The organism is Nostoc sp., assembly GCF_036917355.1.
GTDB lineage: Bacteria > Cyanobacteriota > Cyanobacteriia > Cyanobacteriales > Nostocaceae > Nostoc.
Window position 1 is genome coordinate 121056 of the sequence record NZ_JBALDP010000037.1, and the last position, 20290, is coordinate 141345.

Annotated in this window: 16 protein-coding genes and 1 tRNA gene; 5 read left to right on the forward strand and 12 right to left on the reverse strand. The window is 42.9% G+C overall.

Annotation, left to right across the window (positions count from 1 at the left end; translation table 11 throughout):
* Positions 1 to 620 precede the first annotated feature (620 nt).
* Positions 621 to 2315: a DUF1565 domain-containing protein gene (locus V7K53_RS11185; RefSeq protein ID WP_335197576.1), complete on the reverse strand. Its 1695-nt coding sequence runs from the start codon at positions 2313 to 2315 to the stop codon at positions 621 to 623.
* 383 nt (positions 2316 to 2698) lie between these two features.
* Between V7K53_RS11185 and V7K53_RS11190 the strand changes: the two genes are divergently transcribed.
* A complete protein-coding gene (locus V7K53_RS11190; protein ID WP_335197577.1) occupies positions 2699 to 3253 on the forward strand; it encodes an alpha/beta hydrolase in 555 nt (184 codons plus the stop codon).
* Here V7K53_RS11190 and V7K53_RS11195 read toward each other — a convergent pair.
* The 7 genes from V7K53_RS11195 to V7K53_RS11225 form a co-directional block, all read right to left on the reverse strand.
* Positions 3250 to 3447: a hypothetical protein gene (locus V7K53_RS11195; protein WP_012412012.1), complete on the reverse strand. Its 198-nt coding sequence runs from the start codon at positions 3445 to 3447 to the stop codon at positions 3250 to 3252. The two genes, V7K53_RS11190 and V7K53_RS11195, sit on opposite strands and share 4 nt — an antisense overlap.
* A gap of 186 nt (positions 3448 to 3633) precedes the next feature.
* Positions 3634 to 4254: a low-complexity tail membrane protein gene (locus V7K53_RS11200; RefSeq protein ID WP_335191039.1), complete on the reverse strand. Its 621-nt coding sequence runs from the start codon at positions 4252 to 4254 to the stop codon at positions 3634 to 3636.
* Positions 4255 to 4357: 103 nt separating this feature from the next.
* Positions 4358 to 7522 (reverse strand): translation initiation factor IF-2, encoded by a 3165-nt coding sequence (gene infB / locus V7K53_RS11205; RefSeq protein ID WP_335197579.1) that lies wholly within the window; start codon positions 7520 to 7522, stop codon positions 4358 to 4360.
* A 479-nt stretch (positions 7523 to 8001) separates the two neighbouring features.
* Positions 8002 to 8271: a YlxR family protein gene (locus V7K53_RS11210; protein ID WP_194042652.1), complete on the reverse strand. Its 270-nt coding sequence runs from the start codon at positions 8269 to 8271 to the stop codon at positions 8002 to 8004.
* Between the two features lie 148 nt (positions 8272 to 8419).
* Positions 8420 to 9706 carry a transcription termination factor NusA gene (gene nusA / locus V7K53_RS11215; protein WP_335197580.1) on the reverse strand — a complete coding sequence of 429 codons (1287 nt, stop codon included), beginning with the start codon at positions 9704 to 9706 and terminating at the stop codon, positions 8420 to 8422.
* 237 nt (positions 9707 to 9943) lie between these two features.
* Positions 9944 to 10405, reverse strand: a complete 462-nt coding sequence (gene rimP / locus V7K53_RS11220) for a ribosome maturation factor RimP (protein WP_335197581.1) — start codon at positions 10403 to 10405, stop codon at positions 9944 to 9946.
* Positions 10406 to 10605: 200 nt separating this feature from the next.
* Positions 10606 to 12054 (reverse strand): hypothetical protein, encoded by a 1449-nt coding sequence (locus V7K53_RS11225; RefSeq protein WP_335197583.1) that lies wholly within the window; start codon positions 12052 to 12054, stop codon positions 10606 to 10608.
* A 521-nt stretch (positions 12055 to 12575) separates the two neighbouring features.
* On the opposite strand from V7K53_RS11225, the gene V7K53_RS11230 reads away from it, so the two are divergent.
* A complete protein-coding gene (locus V7K53_RS11230; protein ID WP_335197584.1) occupies positions 12576 to 13265 on the forward strand; it encodes a peptidoglycan-binding domain-containing protein in 690 nt (229 codons plus the stop codon).
* Positions 13266 to 13296: 31 nt separating this feature from the next.
* Here the strand turns inward: V7K53_RS11230 and V7K53_RS11235 are convergent, their stop codons facing one another.
* Together V7K53_RS11235 and V7K53_RS11240 are read right to left on the reverse strand one after the other, a co-directional pair.
* On the reverse strand, positions 13297 to 14190 hold the full coding sequence (locus V7K53_RS11235; RefSeq protein ID WP_322660815.1) for an SDH family Clp fold serine proteinase: 894 nt from the start codon (positions 14188 to 14190) through the stop codon (positions 13297 to 13299).
* Between the two features lie 105 nt (positions 14191 to 14295).
* On the reverse strand, positions 14296 to 16197 hold the full coding sequence (locus V7K53_RS11240; RefSeq protein ID WP_335197585.1) for a serine/threonine-protein kinase: 1902 nt from the start codon (positions 16195 to 16197) through the stop codon (positions 14296 to 14298).
* Between the two features lie 296 nt (positions 16198 to 16493).
* Here V7K53_RS11240 and V7K53_RS11245 point away from each other — a divergent pair, with 296 nt between their 5' ends.
* Positions 16494 to 17414: a Tll0287-like domain-containing protein gene (locus tag V7K53_RS11245; protein ID WP_335197586.1), complete on the forward strand. Its 921-nt coding sequence runs from the start codon at positions 16494 to 16496 to the stop codon at positions 17412 to 17414.
* A gap of 211 nt (positions 17415 to 17625) precedes the next feature.
* On the opposite strand, the gene V7K53_RS11250 is transcribed toward V7K53_RS11245, so the two are convergent.
* A complete protein-coding gene (locus tag V7K53_RS11250; RefSeq protein ID WP_335197596.1) occupies positions 17626 to 18876 on the reverse strand; it encodes a serine/threonine-protein kinase in 1251 nt (416 codons plus the stop codon).
* A gap of 358 nt (positions 18877 to 19234) precedes the next feature.
* Here V7K53_RS11250 and V7K53_RS11255 point away from each other — a divergent pair, with 358 nt between their 5' ends.
* A complete protein-coding gene (locus tag V7K53_RS11255; protein ID WP_335197588.1) occupies positions 19235 to 19447 on the forward strand; it encodes a hypothetical protein in 213 nt (70 codons plus the stop codon).
* 244 nt (positions 19448 to 19691) lie between these two features.
* On the opposite strand, the gene V7K53_RS11260 is transcribed toward V7K53_RS11255, so the two are convergent.
* Entirely contained in the window at positions 19692 to 20000 is a 309-nt protein-coding gene (locus tag V7K53_RS11260; protein ID WP_335197590.1) for a DUF3493 domain-containing protein, read from the reverse strand.
* 33 nt (positions 20001 to 20033) lie between these two features.
* On the opposite strand from V7K53_RS11260, the gene V7K53_RS11265 reads away from it, so the two are divergent.
* Positions 20034 to 20105: transfer RNA gene (locus tag V7K53_RS11265), tRNA-Thr, on the forward strand.
* Positions 20106 to 20290: the final 185 nt, after the last annotated feature.

Here is a 20290-nt window from a genome sequence, read left to right on the forward strand (position 1 = left end):
ACTGACTTTATTATCTGCCATTTTTCATACACCTTTAATGGGACTAATTTTCAGTATTCCCCAAGTAATTTAGAAAGTAATAGTTATTTATAAGCAATTAAGAAAATTTTTTATATCTTTAAATAAGTGATATCTCGCTAATTACCAACCTTGAGCAACTTTCACCATGAGAGTCCAGTGGCATTTGATCCAAGGAAGCCGAACATTTAGAGATAATAGTAGTAGAGGTAATCTCAAAATTTGGCGTTAGCAGAGCGGTGCGCTAGCACTTCGCAGCTAGTTGTGAAATAACATTATTACTTCTATAAGAATCCTATTTGATTGCGTGAAAAAACTTAGTACACATCTATTCGCTTCTGTTACCTAGAAAGAAAAAATAAAAAAATTATTAGGAAATCCTAAAAAGCAAAAATTTCTGAGAAAATATAAATCATTGAAACGGGGTCAGCCAATATAAAGACCCTGACCATAAACCCAAGAACATTCAAATGGGGTCAGCTATATTTAAAGACCCCAAATTTTATGTTTAAAAACCCCCAAAATTAATAAAACTCACATTAATTGGAAGCGCCAGACTAACAAATTATTAGTCTGGCGCTTCCAATTTGCTAACTAGGCATTTACTGGGCTGTTACCAAATAGGATGAAGGAATTGGTTGGGCACGTCCAGCATTGACGAGTGCCTGGTAAACAAAGGCAGCAACCTCGGCTCTAGTTGCCTGACGATTAGGATTGAGTTGCTTCACTGTGGGATAATTGATTACTAGTTGCCGTGCAGTTGCCGCCGCAACAGGAGCGATCGCATAATTAGGAATCTGGGCCGCATCGGTGTAAAAAGAAAGGATATTTTGATTACTTGCAGTTAAGCCCAAACCATTAGCTAAAGCGACTAACGCTTGCACTCTGGGAATTTGCTGCTGTGGCTTAAAAGTGCCATCGGGATAACCAGAAACAAATTGACTCTGGTAAGCAGATTGAATGGCAGCGTAAGCCCAGAAATTGCTTGCTACATCCTTAAACTGAATAGCTGGGCGTTTGGCTGCTGGCGTTAAAGCTTTAGTAACAATAGTGGCGAATTGAGCGCGGGTTACAGGTTCATTGGGTTTAAAGCTGCCATCAGGAAAGCCCGCAATAATATTTTGGGAGGCTAAAGCTTCGATGTAGGTTTTTGCCCAGTAATTTGCTGGCACATCTTTAAAGGCAACAGGCCCTCCAGGGGGTACGTCAACACTTGCGGCAACAAAATCTACTGAGCCAAAAATCTTTTTCTGATCGATATCGTTGCCAACAGCGACAATCTTACCTGTTTTGGTGGCGTTGTTCACATCATAACGAGTGTTGTTGCGAATAAGATTGCCACCAGGATTTTCGTTAGTGCCAAGGTCGGGTAAAGCACTAACAGTTGCTACAACTCCATCCCGCTTATTATTTTGAATGACATTCTTTCGCAATACGGGCTTCGCTGACTCTGAGATAAAAAGACCGTCTTGGTTTTCGATAATTTGGTTTTCTACAACTAGAGGTGTGGAAGTGCCACCGATCGCAAGACCAAAACCGGTATCCTGAAATAAGTTACTCCGAATTTCTCCTTGGGCAGTCTTAGCAATTGAAATCCCATTGCCTTTGTTTTGCACAAAGAGATTGCCTTCGACTTTGGGATTGCCTGTACCTGTGACAAAAACACCCTCTCTGGCACTGTTAGTAAAAGTACTGTTTTTGATAATCGGATTAGTTGATTCCACCCACACAGCCGTACCCCGGCTATTTGGGTTGGTGACGGTGACACCAGTAATAGTGGTATCTTGTCCGGCAAGGATTGTAATGTTCTGTTGGGCAAAGGTGCGGCTAGTGTAGAAACCTCCACCTGTAATCAATATCGCCTGACCTTTAGTAGCTTCATCACCCCGCAGTGTCACCCCTGGTTTAAGTAAAAGCGGGAAGGTTTCACCACTTTCCTGGTTATAATTACCAGGTGCTAATTGAATAACTGCACCTGCTTGGCCTTGACTGAGAGCAAAACTTATGCTTTTGTACGGTGTCGCTGAGGTTGCACCAGCACCAGCCCTATCTGCACCAGTTGCTGGATTAACGTAAATTGCTGCGGCAGTTGCTGGAGCTTGCGCTGTGCGAGTTGGGGCGATACTTTCTGGGTAAGTCGCACCAGCATTAACCTGACCAGGTAGTAGTAGTGAACCACTAGAAACAACAAGCATTGCCGTGAGTCCGGCTCCTACGCGCAAAGTATATTTGAGATGACTGCTAGAAAGAAGGCGAAAATTTTTCGCTAGAGAAATGTGATAACCCCGATATTTCATTTTTTGAGTCTGTGATGTGCTGAATTACGATATGTCGAACAAGGTTAAAGGTAGCAGCTTTGTAGCTGCTGTAAAACCCATGCAAACTATACTGGATGATTAGCACTGATTCAGCTCAATTCCTTAGATAGATCACAGAACTTATACATTGCTTATATTTAGGACTTACGCACAGTCATGGAAAATCAAACCACAGAGGATGCAGAGGAATAAAAGGTAGAGAGTTTTTTTGCGTAAGTCCTAATCTTGTGTTATCTAGAAAATTTTCTTATGGGTACTATGGGGATGAGGCGATTTTTAGTATTCTTTAAAGCTAGATACCGCGACTAATTCTGCTGGAATTACGATCGCAGGAAAAACAAACCTATTGGAAATCGGGAGAAATGTGTTTTAATTTTTTGGGACTGCGTCGCGTCTTAATTTTAGTAGGTAGTATCTGTCTTCTATTTTTGTCCACTCCTGCCTTTGCTGCGGAACGAGTAGTGCTGAAGTATGGTATCTTCCGTGAATTAATTTCTGTAGAGGAACTATCCACCTTTTCCCAAACAGGTGAACTCTCGCGTTCACTAAGAGTGAATTTAGCTTTAGCGCGACAAGACCCCAAAGCCATTCGTCAGTATTTAACAAAGCCAGTGAAGGTAAACCCTGTATTTTTAGATAGAGTGCTAAATAGCCAGATTGGTAATATTATTTTGGATCAAATTAGTCAAGTTACTTATACACCGTCTCGGACAGCAGATCGGCAGGCTTTACGAGCCGCTTTAGTACTTTCTGCTAGTCAAGACAGGCAAGTATCGCTAATTGAAATTATTAAGAATTATCCCACCAATGAAGTGGAAGTTGATGGCGTAGTTTACCGCCGTAGGCATCGCTTGGAGAGTGCATACCGTCAACTCCGCCGCTTGCAAACAAACCTACAAGATTTATTTGGTCTTTAGTAAGCTAAAGTTTCTAAAGTTTCTCGTAAATACCGTTGTACCTGCTGTTCCAAGCGAATTCCATGCAATTGAGCATCGCGTTCTAGTTGCCAACGTTGAAAACCTGAACTAGTGGAGATCGCACATTTGAGGCTATACCAAATTTCAGTATCGGCAGAAAATTGGCGATCGCTAGAAGCTGGAATTTGAGCCATAGTTCCTTATTCCTTTATTTTAAACTTCAACGGTAACTGGACATTGGGGAGCCAGCGCCGTGGGCGGGTTTCCCGACTTGAGGCGACTGGCGTCATTGGGCATTGGTTATTTATTCTCCTCTGCCCCCTGCCTTCCCTGCTCTTCTCTCTAGCCCTTGAAAGTGAAATAATATACTTTACGGGCTGCTACGAATCTGTATTTATCCTAAACAAGGATTGCAATAATCGGGGCACGATTTGATTAACCCGCACTCCTAAAATAGTGAAATCTTGCTTAATCTTTTCTAAAGATAATGGCTCAATGCCAGCGAATTCTGTCTCATTAATCACCAAAACTCGCATTACACTCACAGGTATTTGTAAAAATAGATTGCTGCCCAAAAAGGCTAATCCTGCAAGCACTAGTGCAAGGCTACGCCACTGTGGGAGGAATTTAGCTGAATTTGCTACTAATGGGGCAATTTGGTAAAGATTCCACAGTATCCAAACTGACAATGCTGCTGCAACTAATGCCAGGATACGATTTAACTTTGTATTAATTAAACAGAGAATTTTCCGCTGCCGTTCAGTCAGATTTTCCGGCTTTAGGGCTATTCCTAAAAGAGCAAATATATAAAAGGGGCGACGCAACTGCATCCATAGCAGGGGGAGAACACCAATGGAAGCAACTAAGAATAGCTCCATCCAGACTGGCAAAAACGGTTCGCCTACAGACAAAAACAATAAGCAGAGTACTAAAAAAACAGGCAACGTCGCCAATCCAGCGACGTGAATCCACAAAATAGGTTCAGAGCGAAATGAATGCATAATAAAAAGTTATGAGTTAAGAGTTAGGAGTTAAGAATTAGCAGCCTTTAACTCCTAACTCCTAATTTATCACTCCTAACTTCTAACCATTTTACCCTTAACACTATCTCGTTAAGGTAAGAGTGCGGCGTTTCGTAACCATCTGATAGGATTCGATGATGTCACCTTCAACCCAATCATTGAATTTATCCATGCCGACACCGCATTCATAACCGGCGTTGACCTCACGAGCATCTTCTTTCATCCGTTTTAAGGAGTCAAGAACGCCTTCAAAGATCACCTTACCACCGCGTCGCACTCTGACTTTGCAGTTGCGAACTAGCTTGCCAGATTGAACGTAGCAACCGGCAACCGCACCACGACCGACTGGGAAGACGGCACGGACTTCGGTTTGACCCAAGGGTTCTTCCACCAACTCTGGTTCCAAAAGACCTTCCAAAGCATCTTGGATATCTTCTAGGAGTTTGTAGATGACGTTATATTCCCGGACATCGACACCTGCTTCATCGGCGGCTTGTCTAGCGCCACTGGCAAAGGTGGTGTTGAAGCCGATAATTACAGCGTTACTGGCAGCGGCTAAGTCGATATCTGTCTCGGTTATTTCCCCAGCCGTAGCCAACAACATCCGAATTTGGACTTCGTTTTGCGGGATTTGCTTGAGCGCTCCCACAATGGCTTCTACGGAACCTTGTACGTCTCCTTTCAAGATCAAGTTGAGTTCTTTCAACTCGCCTTCTTGGGCTTGAGCCGACAGAGTTGTGAGAGTAACACGTCCCTGTAATAGGCGGGATAGGCGTTGTCTGTCTGCGCGATCGCTAGCGAGTGCTCTGGCTTCTTTTTCGTTCTGGAAGACCTCGAACTCGTCGCCGGCTGCTGGCACATCACTTAAACCTAGTACCTCGACAGCAAAGGAAGGAGAAGCAATATCGACTCTCTTACTTCTGTCATCCACCATTGCCCGGACTTTACCAAAGGCCGAGCCAGCTACTAAGATATCTCCCACATGCAGGGTGCCATTCTGAATTAGCAGGGTAGCAACTGCTCCCTTAGCTTTATCCAGATGTGCTTCAATGACAGTTCCTTTGGCGTTACGATCGGGGTTAGCAGATAGTTCTGCAACCTCTGCTACCAACAGAATCATCTCTAAGAGCGTATCCAGATTTTCACCTCTGATGGCGCTCACGGGAACCATGATTGTCTCACCACCCCAGTCTTCTGATGTCAGACCATACTGGGTCAGTTCTTGTTTAACCCGCTCTGGCTGTGCCCCTTCTTTGTCAATTTTGTTGATTGCAACAACAATTGGCACTCCCGCAGCTTGGGCGTGACTAATGGCTTCAATGGTTTGGGGACGGACACCATCATCAGCAGCTACTACTAAGACGGCAATGTCTGTTACCCGCGCTCCTCGTGCCCGCATAGCTGTAAAGGCTTCGTGACCAGGAGTATCCAGGAAGACTATCTGTTGAGGTTTGCCCTCATGTTCCAAATCTACATGGTATGCACCAATGTGTTGAGTGATACCGCCAGCTTCGCCAGCAGCCACTTTGGTTTTGCGGATTGAGTCGAGCAGGGTTGTTTTACCGTGGTCTACGTGACCCATAATTGTCACGACTGGCGGACGACGGTGGAGATATTCTAGGTCTTCTGCACCGACCATTTCCGTGATTTTCCGAGCTTCTGCTTCTCGTTCGACGGTTTCGACTTCTATTTCTAGTTCTTTTCCTACCAGGGTAATTGTGGGAATATCTAGATTTTGAGTGATACTCACCGCCATACCTTTCAGGAAGAGGATTTTGACAATCTCTGTATCAGGAACGGCTAAAACGTCAGACAGTTCTTGCACAGTCAACGGCCCTGTGATCGTCACTTTTTCGGGGCGATCGCGCTTTGTATCAGCTTCTTGGCGACGGTTTTGGTGATGGTCGCGCCCAGAACCAGATTTGGAACCAGACCTGGAACCAGACTTTCTGGCTCTTGCAGTTGGGGCGCTAGCAAGGGTTGCACCTGGCATCTGTACAGGTCGAGTCGCTTTTGGTTTGGGAGGACGAGCGATAGAAAGGCTGACTTGGACTGTGGCTGGTGAATCTATATCGTCATCATCCAGCAAATCTTCTTCAAACTCATCATCAAGTATGGGTTTGATCCGCTTGCCTTTGACGCCAGCTTTTGCCTTCTCTTTAACTTCGTCAATTATTTCCTCTTCTACCCACTTTTTGCCGCCTTTGGTCGGTCGAGGCGGACTTGGGCGTTTTAAATCGAGGAGATCGGGTGTGACTGGTTCATCACCCAATCCTTGAGATTTGCCCGCTATGCCTGACATCTGTCTGGGTGGAGTAGCGATCGGCATTGCCGCTGCTACAGCTTCACCTGGACGTGCCGGTCTGGGCCTTTGTCCCTCTCCCAGTTGTGATGGTGCAGATGGTCTATTGCCTCTCTGCTCTGGTCTGCTGGGTGCAGGGGTGGGACGACTTGTCCTTTGTGGCGCACCTGGTGCGGACTGGTCGGTTGGCAGTTTAGCGACTCTTGGCTTAATTTGTTCGCGATCGCCTTCTGCAGGTCGTAGCCGTTGGTCGCGTTTGAGAATCGGTTTATCTGCCTGAGATACTGGCTGCTCATCTACCACCTGGGCAACTTCTGCCTCAGGTCTGGCTGGAGGAGCAACTAGTTGTGGTTTGATCGGTTTTTCCGATTTTGGTCTCGGTGGAACTGTCTTTTCCGGTTTTTGGGATACTATTTTTTCCGGTGCCGGATTTGGATTAGGCGTTTGTTCCAAGTCAGCGATCGGAGGTTGCTCTTGAGTCTCAGATTGAGTCCGGGGCACAGGTCGAGTTGGTGCTGCCGGTTTCAGGGGTGAGACTGGTGTAGCGAAAGGCCGTGGAGGAGAGGGAGGATTAGCTTCAGACAAGGCAGCTTGGGTATTGTTAGCAAGTGACGCCTCGGAGGCGTTGGAGGTAGTATTTCTCAATATTTTGGGTTTGCGTATTTCCAAAATTTGCTGTTTGTGGGGTGCAGCAGGTCGGTTACGTCCGCCGTTGGGTGGTGAATTTGGCTTATGGCTGGTTGTACCTAGTTCCTTTTTGGCAGACACACTCGTAGCTGCAAGCTTTTCTGCTGCCGCCCGGATGTTTTCTGCTTCGGATTCTGAAATTGTGCTGCTATGGCTTTTGACCGCAATATCGAGCTGGTCGCAAATTGCTAGTAGCTCTTTGTTATCCAAATTCAATTCCTTTGATAATTCATAAATTCTAACTTTGCCGTTGGTCATCCACTCTTCCCCTTTAATTTACAGTTTTAGCGGATGGTTGCCTGGTTTGCGACATCTCCATCCTTGGATTACTGTTTTTAGACTGCCGTTCAGTTTTTGCCGGTGCCTCCAATCAGGAAAGAGAGATGTTTCGGTTTAATAATGGCATCCCCACCAGGAATGATGGTTGAGGGATACCCATAAAAATTTCTTAAATAAAAGATTTTTATAGGAACCCTTGACGCCGAACTGCGCCTGAGCGCTACCAGGTTGCCATTTTGTAGTTTCTTGTTTTGTTGATTCTGAGTCTTCCACAACACAATCGATTACATCTTGTTCTGGGAATGTTGCCTCGTCCCTCGTTATTGGAGAGCCGAATGCCTTTTACACCCATTTACTATTTTGGCACTAACCTTAACGATCAACGGGGAGTGTGATGAAAGCGCGACTTCGGCTTTCCACACAATTCCTCTAATGATTACGTCACAAAGTTGTTCCAACTAAATTTGGTTTTGGGTATTACTGCGGGCTAGACGTTGCGACAAGCTTTGGTACAGTGCTTCTGGCACTGATGCATGTAGCGATCGCCCTAGTCGATTTTTTTTTTGAGCCGCTTGTAAGCAACTCGTTTCTGGACAAATATAGGCAGAACGCCCCATGCCCTGATCCAATTGTACCTTTCCATCGGGAAAGACGCGGACAATCCGCCAAAACTCATCTTTTGAGCCTACTTTACGGCAACTAATACAGCGCCGATAATTTGGTTTCATCGGTTCTTTGCGATCTCAGTCCAGGATTTTGGATGTAAAAAGAAGTTTATTATTACTATTTTTTACTTATACCAAGTAGCTTTTGAGAAAATTATCCTTGAGACTGAGACTACAATCTACAGTATCAAAACTTTACAAAATTAATCAATTATTCATCATCGTTATTGTCAAAACTATCTTCCTCTTCTAATTCGTTCTGATTTTCATCCTCAAATTCTTCTTCATATTCAAGATCGTCTTCCTCTGATTCCTCTGATTGATATTTTGTTCTGACGGCTGCAAACTTAGTATCCTCTGCTGCGTAGTCATACTTAGCTTTGTCTTTAATGTCTATTTTCCAACCAGTCAGGCGGGCTGCCAAACGGACGTTTTGCCCTTCTTTCCCAATGGCCAAACTCAATTGATCTTCAGCTACAAGTACATGAGTTTGCCGTGATTCTGGGTCCATTAAGCGTACTTCATCTACCCGTGCTGGACTTAAGGCATTAGCAATGTATGTTGCTGGGTCTGGCGACCAGCGAATTACATCTATTTTTTCACCGCGTAATTCGTTGACTACCACTTGAATTCGCGATCCCCTAGCTCCAATACAAGCGCCTACAGGGTCTACATCGCGATCGAGAGTATCTACTGCTATTTTAGTCCGGGGGCCGACATAACGGGAAGGGGGGTTTGCCTCCCTAGCTACGGCAACAATCCGTACCACTTCATCTTCGATTTCTGGGACTTCGTTGGCGAAAAGATAAACTACCAAACCAGCATCAGCACGAGACACAAGCAACTGTGGCCCTCGTTGCTGCCCTTGGGAGACTTTTTTCAGATATACCTTGAAGGTGGCATTTGCCCGATAATTATCGTTGGGCAACTGTTCCCGCTTCGGTAATTCGGCTTCTACTTCTGGTTGACCAAAGCCGCTGCTAACTGCTAGAACCACTGATTGCCGCTCAAACCGCAGGACTCTTGCTTGGAGAACAGTTCCTTCTAAATCTTGGAACTCTTCTTGCACCATTTGGCGCTGTTGATCTCGTAATTTTTGCGCCAATACTTGCTTAGTTTGCATCGCCGCCATCCGACCAAATTCTCCTTGGTCGGGGGTAACATCCAGCACTACAGAGTCCCCTAACTGCGCTTCGGGAGCGACTTGTTGAACTTCGTCTAGAGAAATTTGGTGATCTGTATTATCTACTTCTTCAACAATGGTTTTGGTGGAAAGAACGCGAAATCCTTCTCCTTCAATATCGAGTTCTACTTCAAAATTTTCAAAATAATCTTCGTCAAACTGTTTGCGCTCTAAATTTTGGGCGCGGCGATAACGTTCATAGCCTTTAAGTAGTGCTTCTCTAATTGCTGATTGAACTGCAAGCCGGGGTAAATTCCGTTCGCGACTTATACTTTCAATTAATTCTTTTAATCCAGGTAAAGTAACCATTGACATAAGCAATCTCCTTTAAAAATTAGGGAGTGGGGAGAGACACGATTAATCGCGTCTCTACTGAGTGGGGACTGGGGACTAGGGACTGAAAACTACGCACTAGAGCCAGGGATTAGAGAATAGTTTTAAACTAATCTCTAACCTCTAGCCCCTAGCCTCTAACCTTTAGCCCTTAGTTCCTAATCTTTAGCCTTGAGCTAAGGTGCTCTAGTCTCTAACTCTTGAGCCATAGTCCTTTGTTTATCGGCGCTCCTCTAACTGCACCTTAGTAATTAGGGAGCGAGGAATTTCGACTACACGACCTTTTTGATTTAAGTAAAGTGCTGTCTCATCCCGACGAATCAACAGACCAATCCACTCTTGTTGTCCGTCGTAGGGTGACGAAGTGGAGATAATGACAGGAAATCCTTTAAAGGAAATAAATTCCCTATCTGTTACCAGTTGCCGCGAAATACCAGGACTAGACACTTCCAAGACGTATGTATCTGGAACGATTTCCGCAGCATCTAAGGAGGCTTCTAAAGCACGGCTCATCCTCTCACAATCGTTCAACCCAGTGTCCTGCTCAGGATTGCGAATGTCTACCCGCAACACTGGTGGACTCTGGTTGGTATGAAAAACCACGCCAACCACTTCCAATCCCAGTTCTTCTGCAACTGGTGTCGCCAAATCAATAATTTGTGGAACTAAAGGATGAGCCATGAGAGAATTCAATAAAAAAAGTGGGCATCGACCCACTTCCTGCGATAGATATATCTTCCAAGAAGTCTTGTGACGAACCAAATGATGATTCGCCTAATTCGAGTTTAGCGCATTTCTTTTATAGTCGTGTATTGGGAATTGGGCACAAGAGGTAGAACGGCAGAGGGGAAAGACTTACTGCAATTTCTCCTCTGCTCTCCCTACCCTTCCCGTATTTTTGGGAGAATAGTGCCTTTATCCACTACCACGGGAACTGATGCTTGTGTTCGTAGCTGCCGGGTTTGCTCGATAATTTGGTCTATGTCTTCTTGGGATAAACGCTGGACATAGTTGAGTTTGATTTCCTCTAAGAAGTCAAAAAGTAAACTCTGAATTTCTGAGAGTACATGTTTTTCCTTGATTTGAGATCCCAATACCTTAGTGAAGCTTTCTACTAGTTGACTGGTGAGTTTTGCTCCTACAGGGTCTTCAACAGCGCTAACTAAAGTTTTATAAAGATTAGTTGTGATTTGAGTCGCCAGTTGTTCGCTTAACTGGGTTTGAGCCTGTCCCACGCCAGGGAGATTCTGGAGGTTGCGGTAGACAGGGACTTGATGGAAGACGGTTTCGATATTGTGGCGCAGAATGGCAACGATCGCAGGTTGGATATCAGGTAGCACTTGGTAGACAATTGTTTTTATTAAAAGACCTGCGATCGCTTCCACTTCATTCACATTATTAATATCTATGTAGGGACGTAAATTTTCTTGTTGTGAGAGCCAGCTTGTCAATTCACCCCGCTGAATTGAACCCTGAACCTGATTAATCACCCTCACGACGACAATTTCTGTCAGATCTTCAGCAAAATTGGCGACAATCCCCTGATTAATTTGCTTTCGCACTGGATGCAGATTCAATAACTGCGCTTGATCGAGGCGAATTAATACAGGTATGATTCGCAACCCTCGCCAAAATGGCAGTAGTAAAAATAAATCGTACCAACGCCATAATAGTGCTTCTAACCAGCTAAAACCAGGATGTTGGCGTTTGAGTAAGAAGGTGCGCCCCAGCAATTCTAAACCAAATAAAATCAGAAAAGGTAAGTCAATAAGCCAGAATTTATCAATAAAATCACCATTTTCTCCGATTTGGCGGTAGTAGTTACTGGCGATCAAAGGGCGGATGCTTTTGTTAAAAAAAATAATTTCTTTATCCCAGCCATTTTGTGATAGATAGGGCTGACTCCAAAAAGTAGCGAAGGACTGTTTTGCAGATTCTTTGCGGATGTGCGATCGCATCCTTTGTTTGATTTTTTCTAGAGTCCCACTCTTATTTGCTCCCGCAAACGGGTTACTGTCAATCATCTCGCTGCTAAGACGACTTATTTGTATTAGCCTGCTATTTACCTGAGGCGACTGTAACCCTGTTTGCCTAACTTGTTCTTCTAATGCGTCTACTGTTTCTAGGTAACTTTTTGTGTCTCGATGACTTTCAACACCTTTGATTGGGTCATAAATCTTAGTAATTTGGGGAAGTTTTCGCAAGTATAAATCTCGCCAAGGTACGTAACTTAAATCAAACACCACTAAACTTAAATTTACGGTGGCAGCAATTGCCATAAATCTTTCAAACCAAAGATTACGCTGCTTAGAAGATTTTACATTTTTCATTTTCTGTAAAATATAATACTTGTTTGGGTATTTAAAACATAAACTCTTTCATTTATTAATTTTCTTTCTGCCCTTTCTAACCAATTACAGCAATTTCCAGTTGAGTAGAACCCCAGCACAAGGGCACATCTGTTATGGATGTCAACTTCAGCCCAAACCAAAACCCCTTTTTCAACCATAGGCTGAAAATACTCCTCATTGCAGCATAGCCACAGGTTAAGAAACTGCCTTTCATCTAAAGTTGACACCAATGCACAGATGTGAACTACACGGCAATTTAGTGTTAAAAAGGTGTATTAGATTTAAGCAATCGGATCGCTGCTGCACCCCTGCCAGTTAAAAACACTTCTTTTGATAGATGACATAAATTACTTTTTATGTATATAGATAAATTTAACAAAAAAAAATCACAATTTGTTCAAAATTCATTAAATAATCGTGAAAAAAGTTATTAAACAAACTTAAAATGCAGCTGTTAATGTTTATGATCCTGCTGATTTAACCCAAAGGAGTTTTTAAGTATGTGGTGTGGGTTTGGAAAATCAAGCGCAACCTTTGCTGTTACCTGCCTGATGACTGCTAGTTTAGTAATTGCAGACACAGGTTTTGCAGCCCCTCAAAAAAGTTATACGCCCCAGCAATTCCGTGAGGTATTGCGGGGATTAGGCTATAACGTCAAGGTAACAAATACTGCTTTGACAGACGAGGAAACTAAAAAGGCAATTCGAGAATTTCAAACTGGTTACAAGCTAAAACCAGTTGATGGCATAGCAGGGCCAAAAACCCAAGATTTTGCTGCTAACATCGTTCAAATTCTGCACAGAAATTTGAATGCAGTGGTGAAGCCAAATCCTCCTCTGCCGCGCGATCATTTTTATGGTTCCCGCACGGAAGAAGTAGTGAAGGAGTATCAGAAGAAATATCAGTTGCAAGAAACTGGAATTGCTAATTTAGCACTCCGCCAAAAGCTGAATGAAGAAGCAAAAACACTCTTCAGCCAGCCAACAACTAAACCGACAACTAAACCGACAACTAAACCAACAGCTAAACCGAGAACTACACCAGCAGCTACACCGACAGCTACACCGACGGCTACACCGACGGCTACACCGACGGCTACACCGACGGCTACACCGACGGCTACACCAACAGCTACACCGACAGCTACACCGACAGCTACACCGACAGCTACACCGACAGCTACACCCTAGTCGCCACTAAAAACTCCTACCCCAAAGCCCCTCAAGTCATCTGATTTGGTTCTTCTAAGGGTCTGCCCTTTGGTGTAGGTAGAATTGGACGGCGGTCATTGTAGGGCATAGGAATGTACTGCACGCTGGGTCGTCCTCCTTGTGGCTGTGGGTACAGATCCATGAGATCGTAAATAGAATGGGGCAGTCCGACGGTTACGGGCAGCCCCATTTCTGTTGCTTCTTCAATAGTGATGGGATAGTCGTGGGTGACACGCCCAGTTGTCAAGGCTTCGATAATCGGTTCGATATTTTCTGGCAGAACTTTTTGTTTAGGTATACTGTCTTTTAGCAAAGTTCTTACAAACCGCTGTACCTGCTGAATTGCTTTGCGTGATAGGTCGGCCATAATTAGGGTTTGGTCATCAATCTCACCGATGGGTTTATCTTCAACTACTTTTAGAATACTGGCTGCTGGGTAGTTACCCAGTTGTGGATCAACTGGACCCAAAACCGCGTTAGCATCCATAATAATTTCATCAGAGGCGAGGGCAAGCATTGTACCGCCACTCATAGCATAGTGAGGTACAAAAACTGTGACTTTTGCTTGGTGGCGAATTAACGCTCTGGCGATTTGTTCCGTAGCTAAAACCAAACCACCAGGAGTGTGCAAAATTAAGTCAATTGCTACATCTGGCGGTGTGAGGCGAATTGCTCGCAATATTTGTTCTGAGTCTTCAATAGTAATGTAGCGAGATAGGGGAATTCCCAAAAAGCTAATGGACTCTTGGCGGTGAATTAGTAAAATCACCCGACTTTTGCGTTCCTGCTGGAATTGTTGTAAAGCACGCAAGCGCCGATATTCTATTTGACGTTTTTGCCAAAGGGGTTGCAAAGAAGTCAGAAGGAGGAAAATCCAGAATAAATCACCAATACCAAAGCCCATATAATTTTTTATTGTTCAAAAATAACGGTTGCCGTCATTATTGTCACAAATTTGGGGCGATCGCAGTTCTATCTATAGATTCATAGAAAAATTACGAATTATTTACTACCCCCTTCGCCAAATTTTAATAGTGTCATCATCACTACCGCTAACTAGGGTTTGGCCATCAGGACTGAAGGCAACGCATCTAACATAATTGGAATGCCCTGTAAGTGTGCTGATTTCTGTACCACTGTGTATATGCCACAGTTTAATAGTGTTGTCCCAACTGCCACTAGCGAGGAATTGTCCATCCTGACTAAAGGCAACTGACCAAACTGAATCAGAATGACCTGTGAGAGTACGAATTTCTCTGCCTGTATTTACATGCCACAGTTTAATCGTGTTGTCACCACTGCCACTGGCGATAATTTCCCCATTTTTGCTGAAGGCGATACAGTTGACAAAGAAGGAATGGCCTGTGAGTGTGTAAATGTTTCTGCCTGTGTATATTTGCCACAGTTTAATCGTGTAATCATTACTGCCACTAGCTATCAGCTGTCTATCCTGGCTATTGGTTGCAGGCGTTCTTGGAGAGTAAGCAACTGACGAAACTGGGTCAGAATGACCTGTAAAAGTTTGGATTTCTATGCCTGTGTGTACCTGCCACAGTTTGATTGTGCAATCAGCACTCCCACTAGCCAGAAACTTGCCATCTGGACTAAAAGTAACGGAATTCACCCAATTAGCATGACCAGTGAGAGTACGAATTTCTTTACCTGTCTTGACATCCCACAATTTGATTGTATTATCCCAACTCCCACTAGCTAAAATTCCTCGGTTCAGGTCTGTAACTCCCGCAGATTTACCGGACTCGCCTTGATAAGAAAGGTATGAAGAGATTGGGCTAAATGCGACGGAATTAACCATACTGGAATGACTAGAAGACCAACGACCTAGTTGACGCACTAACTTGCCAGTGCCTACTTGCCAAAGTTTGATGGTGTTGTCATTACTGCCACTAGCAATAAATTGCCCATCTGGGCTAATGGCGATCGCATGAACCATACTAGAATGACCTTTGAGGGTCTGTACACATTGCCAGTTCTGCCGATCTAATACAACAGGTACAGGTACAGGTACAGGTAGTTTCAGTCCAGGCGTTATCACTAGAGTAGATGATATTTTAGTTATATCTTCCCCAGTATCAGGGTCCAATAAATCCAACCACTCCTGCACAGACTGGGGACGATACGTTGACTCCAGATCCATGCCGCACATAATAGCTTGATTTACCCTGTTGCTGATCTTGGGATTAAAATATTGTGGTGGTTCTAAATTGATATTGTGACGTCTATCATCTGCACTAGTTGGTACAACTGCGGTAAGCAAGTTATACAAAGTAGCGGCTAGGGCGTAAATATCAATGTATTCTCCTCGCGGCGCTTCTGATTCATACTGTTCAGGTGGGGCAAAACCAGGAGTACGATACACTGTATGCCTTTGGATCGTATTAGGAATAAATTCTCTAGCGATGCCAAAGTCTATCAGCACTGCTTCTAATTTATCAATGCGGATCATGATGTTGCGTGGTTTGAGATCCCGATGCAACAGTCCTTTAGAATGGATTAGGGTCAAAGCATCGCCAATTTGCCGGATATAGAGTAGCGCTTCTGCCTCTGATAGCACCCCTATTCGCCTCAAGCGCTGTGCTAAGTCTTCCCCTTCGATGTAATCCATCACCATGCAGGGCAAATTCCCCTCATCAAAGATGGTTTCTATCTGTACTATATGAGGATGGTGGCACACAGCCAGCCGAACTGCTTCATCACGAAAGTCTTGCCGTAACTTGTTTCGGTGGAGTATCCAGGCGGGGTGATTCAGGATTTCTTCTTTGAGGGTTTTAATCACTCGCTGTTGATTTCGTTGATTTCTGGCAAGATAAGTAATGCCAATTCCGCCTTCACCTAATTGGCCTTCAATAATGTAGCGTCCCCCGAATAAAGACTTTCCTGCATTCCACACCATTAGTAATATTTTACAATTGCTGGTATTTATTTTGGCACGGTATCAGAACAGCCAATACGAATTTTTGGGAATTCCATTTGAATCGCTGTCGTAGCTTTTTTGCACATAGGTTACTTAGAGAACATTTTCATTAACCTCAATAATTACTAATAGTATAAAGTTTGGATATACCCTCATCGTTTTGGCTAAACCATGCGTTTACATGAAAATATGAAAGTTAATTGCTCATGCTAGAGTAAACAGTGACTTTAAACATATTTGTTCATAATAATTTGACTTGTAGGTAATCTAAAATTATGCTAAAGAATCTCAATTTGAAACAAAAATTTACAATTCTGCTACTGGTAATTTTGACATTTGGTCTGAGCTTGAGTGGATTTACTCTTTCTTCTTTACTGAGGGAGAATGCTAAACAAAATATTAGCTCCACTGGTCTCATGCTCATCCAAACAATGAGTTCTGTTCGTAAATACACAAGTACTCAAGTGAATCCAGAGCTAGTTGATAAATTGGCTACTGAATTTTTGCCGCAAACCGTTCCTGGATACTCAGCACGAGAAGTGTTTGAAATTTTACGGAAAACAACAGACTACCGTGATTTCTTTTATAAAGAAGCAACTCTTAATCCCACAAATCTTCGAGATAAGGCTGACGGTTTTGAGACGGAAATTGTAGAACAGTTCAGAAATAAATCAGACCTTAAAGAAGTTAGTGGATTTCGCTCAATTCCTGGTGGGGATATCTTTTATATTGCTCGTCCCTTAGCAGTTTCTGAACAAAGCTGTCTGGTCTGTCATAGTGTACCTGAAGCTGCACCTCAAAGTATGATTAGTCTTTATGGTGCTGCTAATGGATTTGGGTGGAAGCTTAATGAAATTGTTGGCGCTCAGATTATATCAGTACCTGCCAAGAATGTCATCAGCAAAGCAAATCAGTCTTCCTTACTAATTATCTTGATTGTATCAGCTATATTTATAGCGACTATCCTTTTAGTCAACTTGTTCTTGAATCGACAAGTTGTGATTCCTCTCAAACGTATGACTCGCATAGCCGAAGAAGTTAGTACGGGACATATGGAAGTTGAATTTGAGCAGATGTCTAATGATGAAATCGGTAATTTAGCTAAAGCCTTTAAACGGATGCAGTTAAGTTTAGAAATGGCGATGAAAAGAATCAAACGTACTCAAGGAGGTACCAGCGATTACAATAATTCGTAATGATGCTTTCTACGAGACACTGCGTTTAGTTTGCTTACCCACAGGGATACGTGGACTAGCCACCGCTAAGCTAACGTAATAACTTTCTGTACAAGACGTTGCGTGTAGCCTTGCCAAAAGCCTTGTTACTTTTATTAGCTCTCTTGACTTAAACTTACAGAATTAGTTAAGAGATGAAAGATTATTCCTCAATTTCATGATGTCTAAATCTCTATGAAAATAAGCTTTTTTTGAATTCAAAAGCTGCTTGAAAGTTAGGAATTTCCTTAGTTACAAGTTCAATAAATTGGTCAGCTGAAATATAAGGATTGTGAGCTAGTATTTCTTCTATAATCAGATTTGCCATTGGGCCGATGTGGTAAGCTAATTCTTGCTGGCAATGTTTGATAAATGCTGGTTGAAGTGAGGATTGTTGTTGCTGTTGTTCAATTTGACGCCCAGTTTGTGGACTAGTAGGTAAACTAAAAATTGTTTCTTCAGATTGGTTGTATGACTGCGATATGGCTGACATAGCCTGAAATTCAGGGTTGAATACCGTGGCTGGCAAATCATCAACCATGATTGCAGAAGATATTGCTATTTCTGGTTCTCCAATCCGCTCTAAATCTCTAAGAACTTCGCTGGCTGTTTGGTATCGCTTGTTAGGTCTATCTTCCAACATACAATCAAGCACTTGAGCAAACCCATCAGTAACATAGGTATAATCACGCCAATTCCATTCAAGTGAGTATTGATCCATTAGTAAAGACGGGTCTCTAGCTGTGAGTAATACAATAGCAGTTACACCTAAAGCATAAAGGTCACTAGAGGGTGAACATAAACCCAAACTAATCTGTTCGCGGGGAGCATATCCCACTTTGCCTACAAGGGACATTTTGCCAACAAACGTTACCTGGTGGTTGGAACTTCTCACCTCGTTTATGTCAGCAATTTGCTTGCCTACCCCGAAATCAATCAGCACGGGCAGATCCTTGCCATCAGGTAACATGATGTTGTCAGGAGAAATATCTCTATGGATGATGTTGTGCTGATGGACATATTCCAAAACAGGCAGCAGATTCTTTAGCCACTGTATAACTTCGTCTTCAGAAAAATTTCTTCCTTGACGTTGAAGTTCTCCTAGCAGTCTTGAATATGTTTTACCGTCAACATACTCTTGTACTAGGAATAGCCGACCATCTCCTTCAAAGCAAGCCAAAAACTTAGGAATTTGAGGATGTTGCAATTGATGAAGAATTTTTGCCTCTCTTTTAAATAAGTTACGATATTGTTCCAGTCCGCTTTCGCCTGTGCCAATGGGTGCAAATTCTTTGAGAACACAGGCTTCATTAAAGCGACGAGTGTCAAATGCTAAGTAAGTTCGTCCCAATCCTCCCTGTCCTAGAAGTTTTTGGATAATATAGCGGTTATCGATTAGAGTTCCAGCAGCTATTTCTGGTCTTGTCATAGGGGACTGTGACATCATCATCGCACTCCTAGCGATTTTGTTATTGATAAATTATCTAATTTGCTGAAAGTCAGAAACTCTAGCAGATAAGGGCTGATAACATCCTTTAAATTGAGGTTAGCACCACTATCAAGTCAAGGAAATACACTTTTCTACAATTTTCTGATGGTCTTGTGTTACCAAATAGACAATTTTAACCTGAGTAGTCTGATCGTACTACTAACACTTAAGTATTTTAGCCGCCGCAACATAATCAGTGTCTGCGGTAATATCTGCAAATGTTTAGGGCATCGCCTTTGAGATTTGCTGCTGAACTTTATTTTCCCCTTAGTAACCCAATTGAAACTGAGTTGAGGAACAGTAAGGATATAGCGTGACATCATGGTTTTTCATAAAAACTGAGGTTGCTATAGACTTGCTGAAAGGAATATTATATGTATTTCAAGTGCTAAATATGCGATCGCTCTCAAAAATTAATCTTTTTGGAAGCCAATATCGTTATCAGATAGCTGCTTCGGCATCGGCTATCAAAGTTTTTAGTACAGGTGATTCTTCAAAATCCAATCCCACCATGAAGACGATGTGATATGACTTTTACATACTCTAAACCAAGAAGTTCTGTTAGAATTTTAATATCTTTAGTTTGTTGACCACGACTGTAAATACACCAAAGAACATTATTGTTATGTTTACATCAATTAACAAAAATGTCTTAAATGTTAACTCTAATAAGAGTTTTAGTTATTATTTGATATGCTTTTCAACATAGTATTACAATACTTAGCTAATAATTTGGCATAACAAGTACTGAAGAACCAAAATTAACTTAGCTAAAACTTCTCCCTTGAGGAATTAGAATTTTTACCCGACTGGGGGCGTTGTTGCCGACGCTGTTCCCAGCGCCAGAGGAAAACCATTAAAGCAACTATTCCTACTTGGAGAGCTAAACTAGGCAAAGCACTCTCAACATTTCGTCCGGCAAGCACTTGGAAGAAAAAGACGAATGCACCGAGTGAGCCAGAAGCACCGAAAGCGATGTATAAAAATTGTCGTAAGCCGCGATAAGGAGCGGCTATTTCTGCTTTGAGGCTGGCATATTGTTCGGGATTAAGGCGATTTTTAGGATTTTGATCTACCATGATTAAATCATGTTATACTCTTAGATTGTGTACGCCGATGTGGCTCAGTGGTAGAGCAGCTGATTCGTAATCAGCAGGCCGTGGGTTCAAATCCCATCATCGGCTTTCATGAAAGCATTCCTCAATAATTAGAGTTTGACATAAATCAAGCATCTAGCCAAATGGGTGTGAAAACGATGCCTACGGCGGCAAGTTATACCAATTCACGAAAACCCTGATACAAATAAAGCATCAAGAATAAAACCCCAACCTGTAATATTTGCAACAATTGATGTGTTTAATTTCTTAAG

Coding starts and splice junctions, on each gene's coding strand:
- V7K53_RS11185 (WP_335197576.1), bottom strand. CDS start 2,315: ATGAAATATCGGGGTTATCACATTTCTCTAGCGAAAAATTTTCGCCTT.
- V7K53_RS11190 (WP_335197577.1), top strand. CDS start 2,699: ATGTGTTTTAATTTTTTGGGACTGCGTCGCGTCTTAATTTTAGTAGGT.
- V7K53_RS11195 (WP_012412012.1), bottom strand. CDS start 3,447: ATGGCTCAAATTCCAGCTTCTAGCGATCGCCAATTTTCTGCCGATACT.
- V7K53_RS11200 (WP_335191039.1), bottom strand. CDS start 4,254: ATGCATTCATTTCGCTCTGAACCTATTTTGTGGATTCACGTCGCTGGA.
- infB (WP_335197579.1), bottom strand. CDS start 7,522: ATGACCAACGGCAAAGTTAGAATTTATGAATTATCAAAGGAATTGAAT.
- V7K53_RS11210 (WP_194042652.1), bottom strand. CDS start 8,271: ATGAAACCAAATTATCGGCGCTGTATTAGTTGCCGTAAAGTAGGCTCA.
- nusA (WP_335197580.1), bottom strand. CDS start 9,706: ATGTCAATGGTTACTTTACCTGGATTAAAAGAATTAATTGAAAGTATA.
- rimP (WP_335197581.1), bottom strand. CDS start 10,405: ATGGCTCATCCTTTAGTTCCACAAATTATTGATTTGGCGACACCAGTT.
- V7K53_RS11225 (WP_335197583.1), bottom strand. CDS start 12,054: ATGAAAAATGTAAAATCTTCTAAGCAGCGTAATCTTTGGTTTGAAAGA.
- V7K53_RS11230 (WP_335197584.1), top strand. CDS start 12,576: ATGTGGTGTGGGTTTGGAAAATCAAGCGCAACCTTTGCTGTTACCTGC.
- V7K53_RS11235 (WP_322660815.1), bottom strand. CDS start 14,190: ATGGGCTTTGGTATTGGTGATTTATTCTGGATTTTCCTCCTTCTGACT.
- V7K53_RS11240 (WP_335197585.1), bottom strand. CDS start 16,197: ATGGTGTGGAATGCAGGAAAGTCTTTATTCGGGGGACGCTACATTATT.
- V7K53_RS11245 (WP_335197586.1), top strand. CDS start 16,494: ATGCTAAAGAATCTCAATTTGAAACAAAAATTTACAATTCTGCTACTG.
- V7K53_RS11250 (WP_335197596.1), bottom strand. CDS start 18,876: ATGTCACAGTCCCCTATGACAAGACCAGAAATAGCTGCTGGAACTCTA.
- V7K53_RS11260 (WP_335197590.1), bottom strand. CDS start 20,000: ATGGTAGATCAAAATCCTAAAAATCGCCTTAATCCCGAACAATATGCC.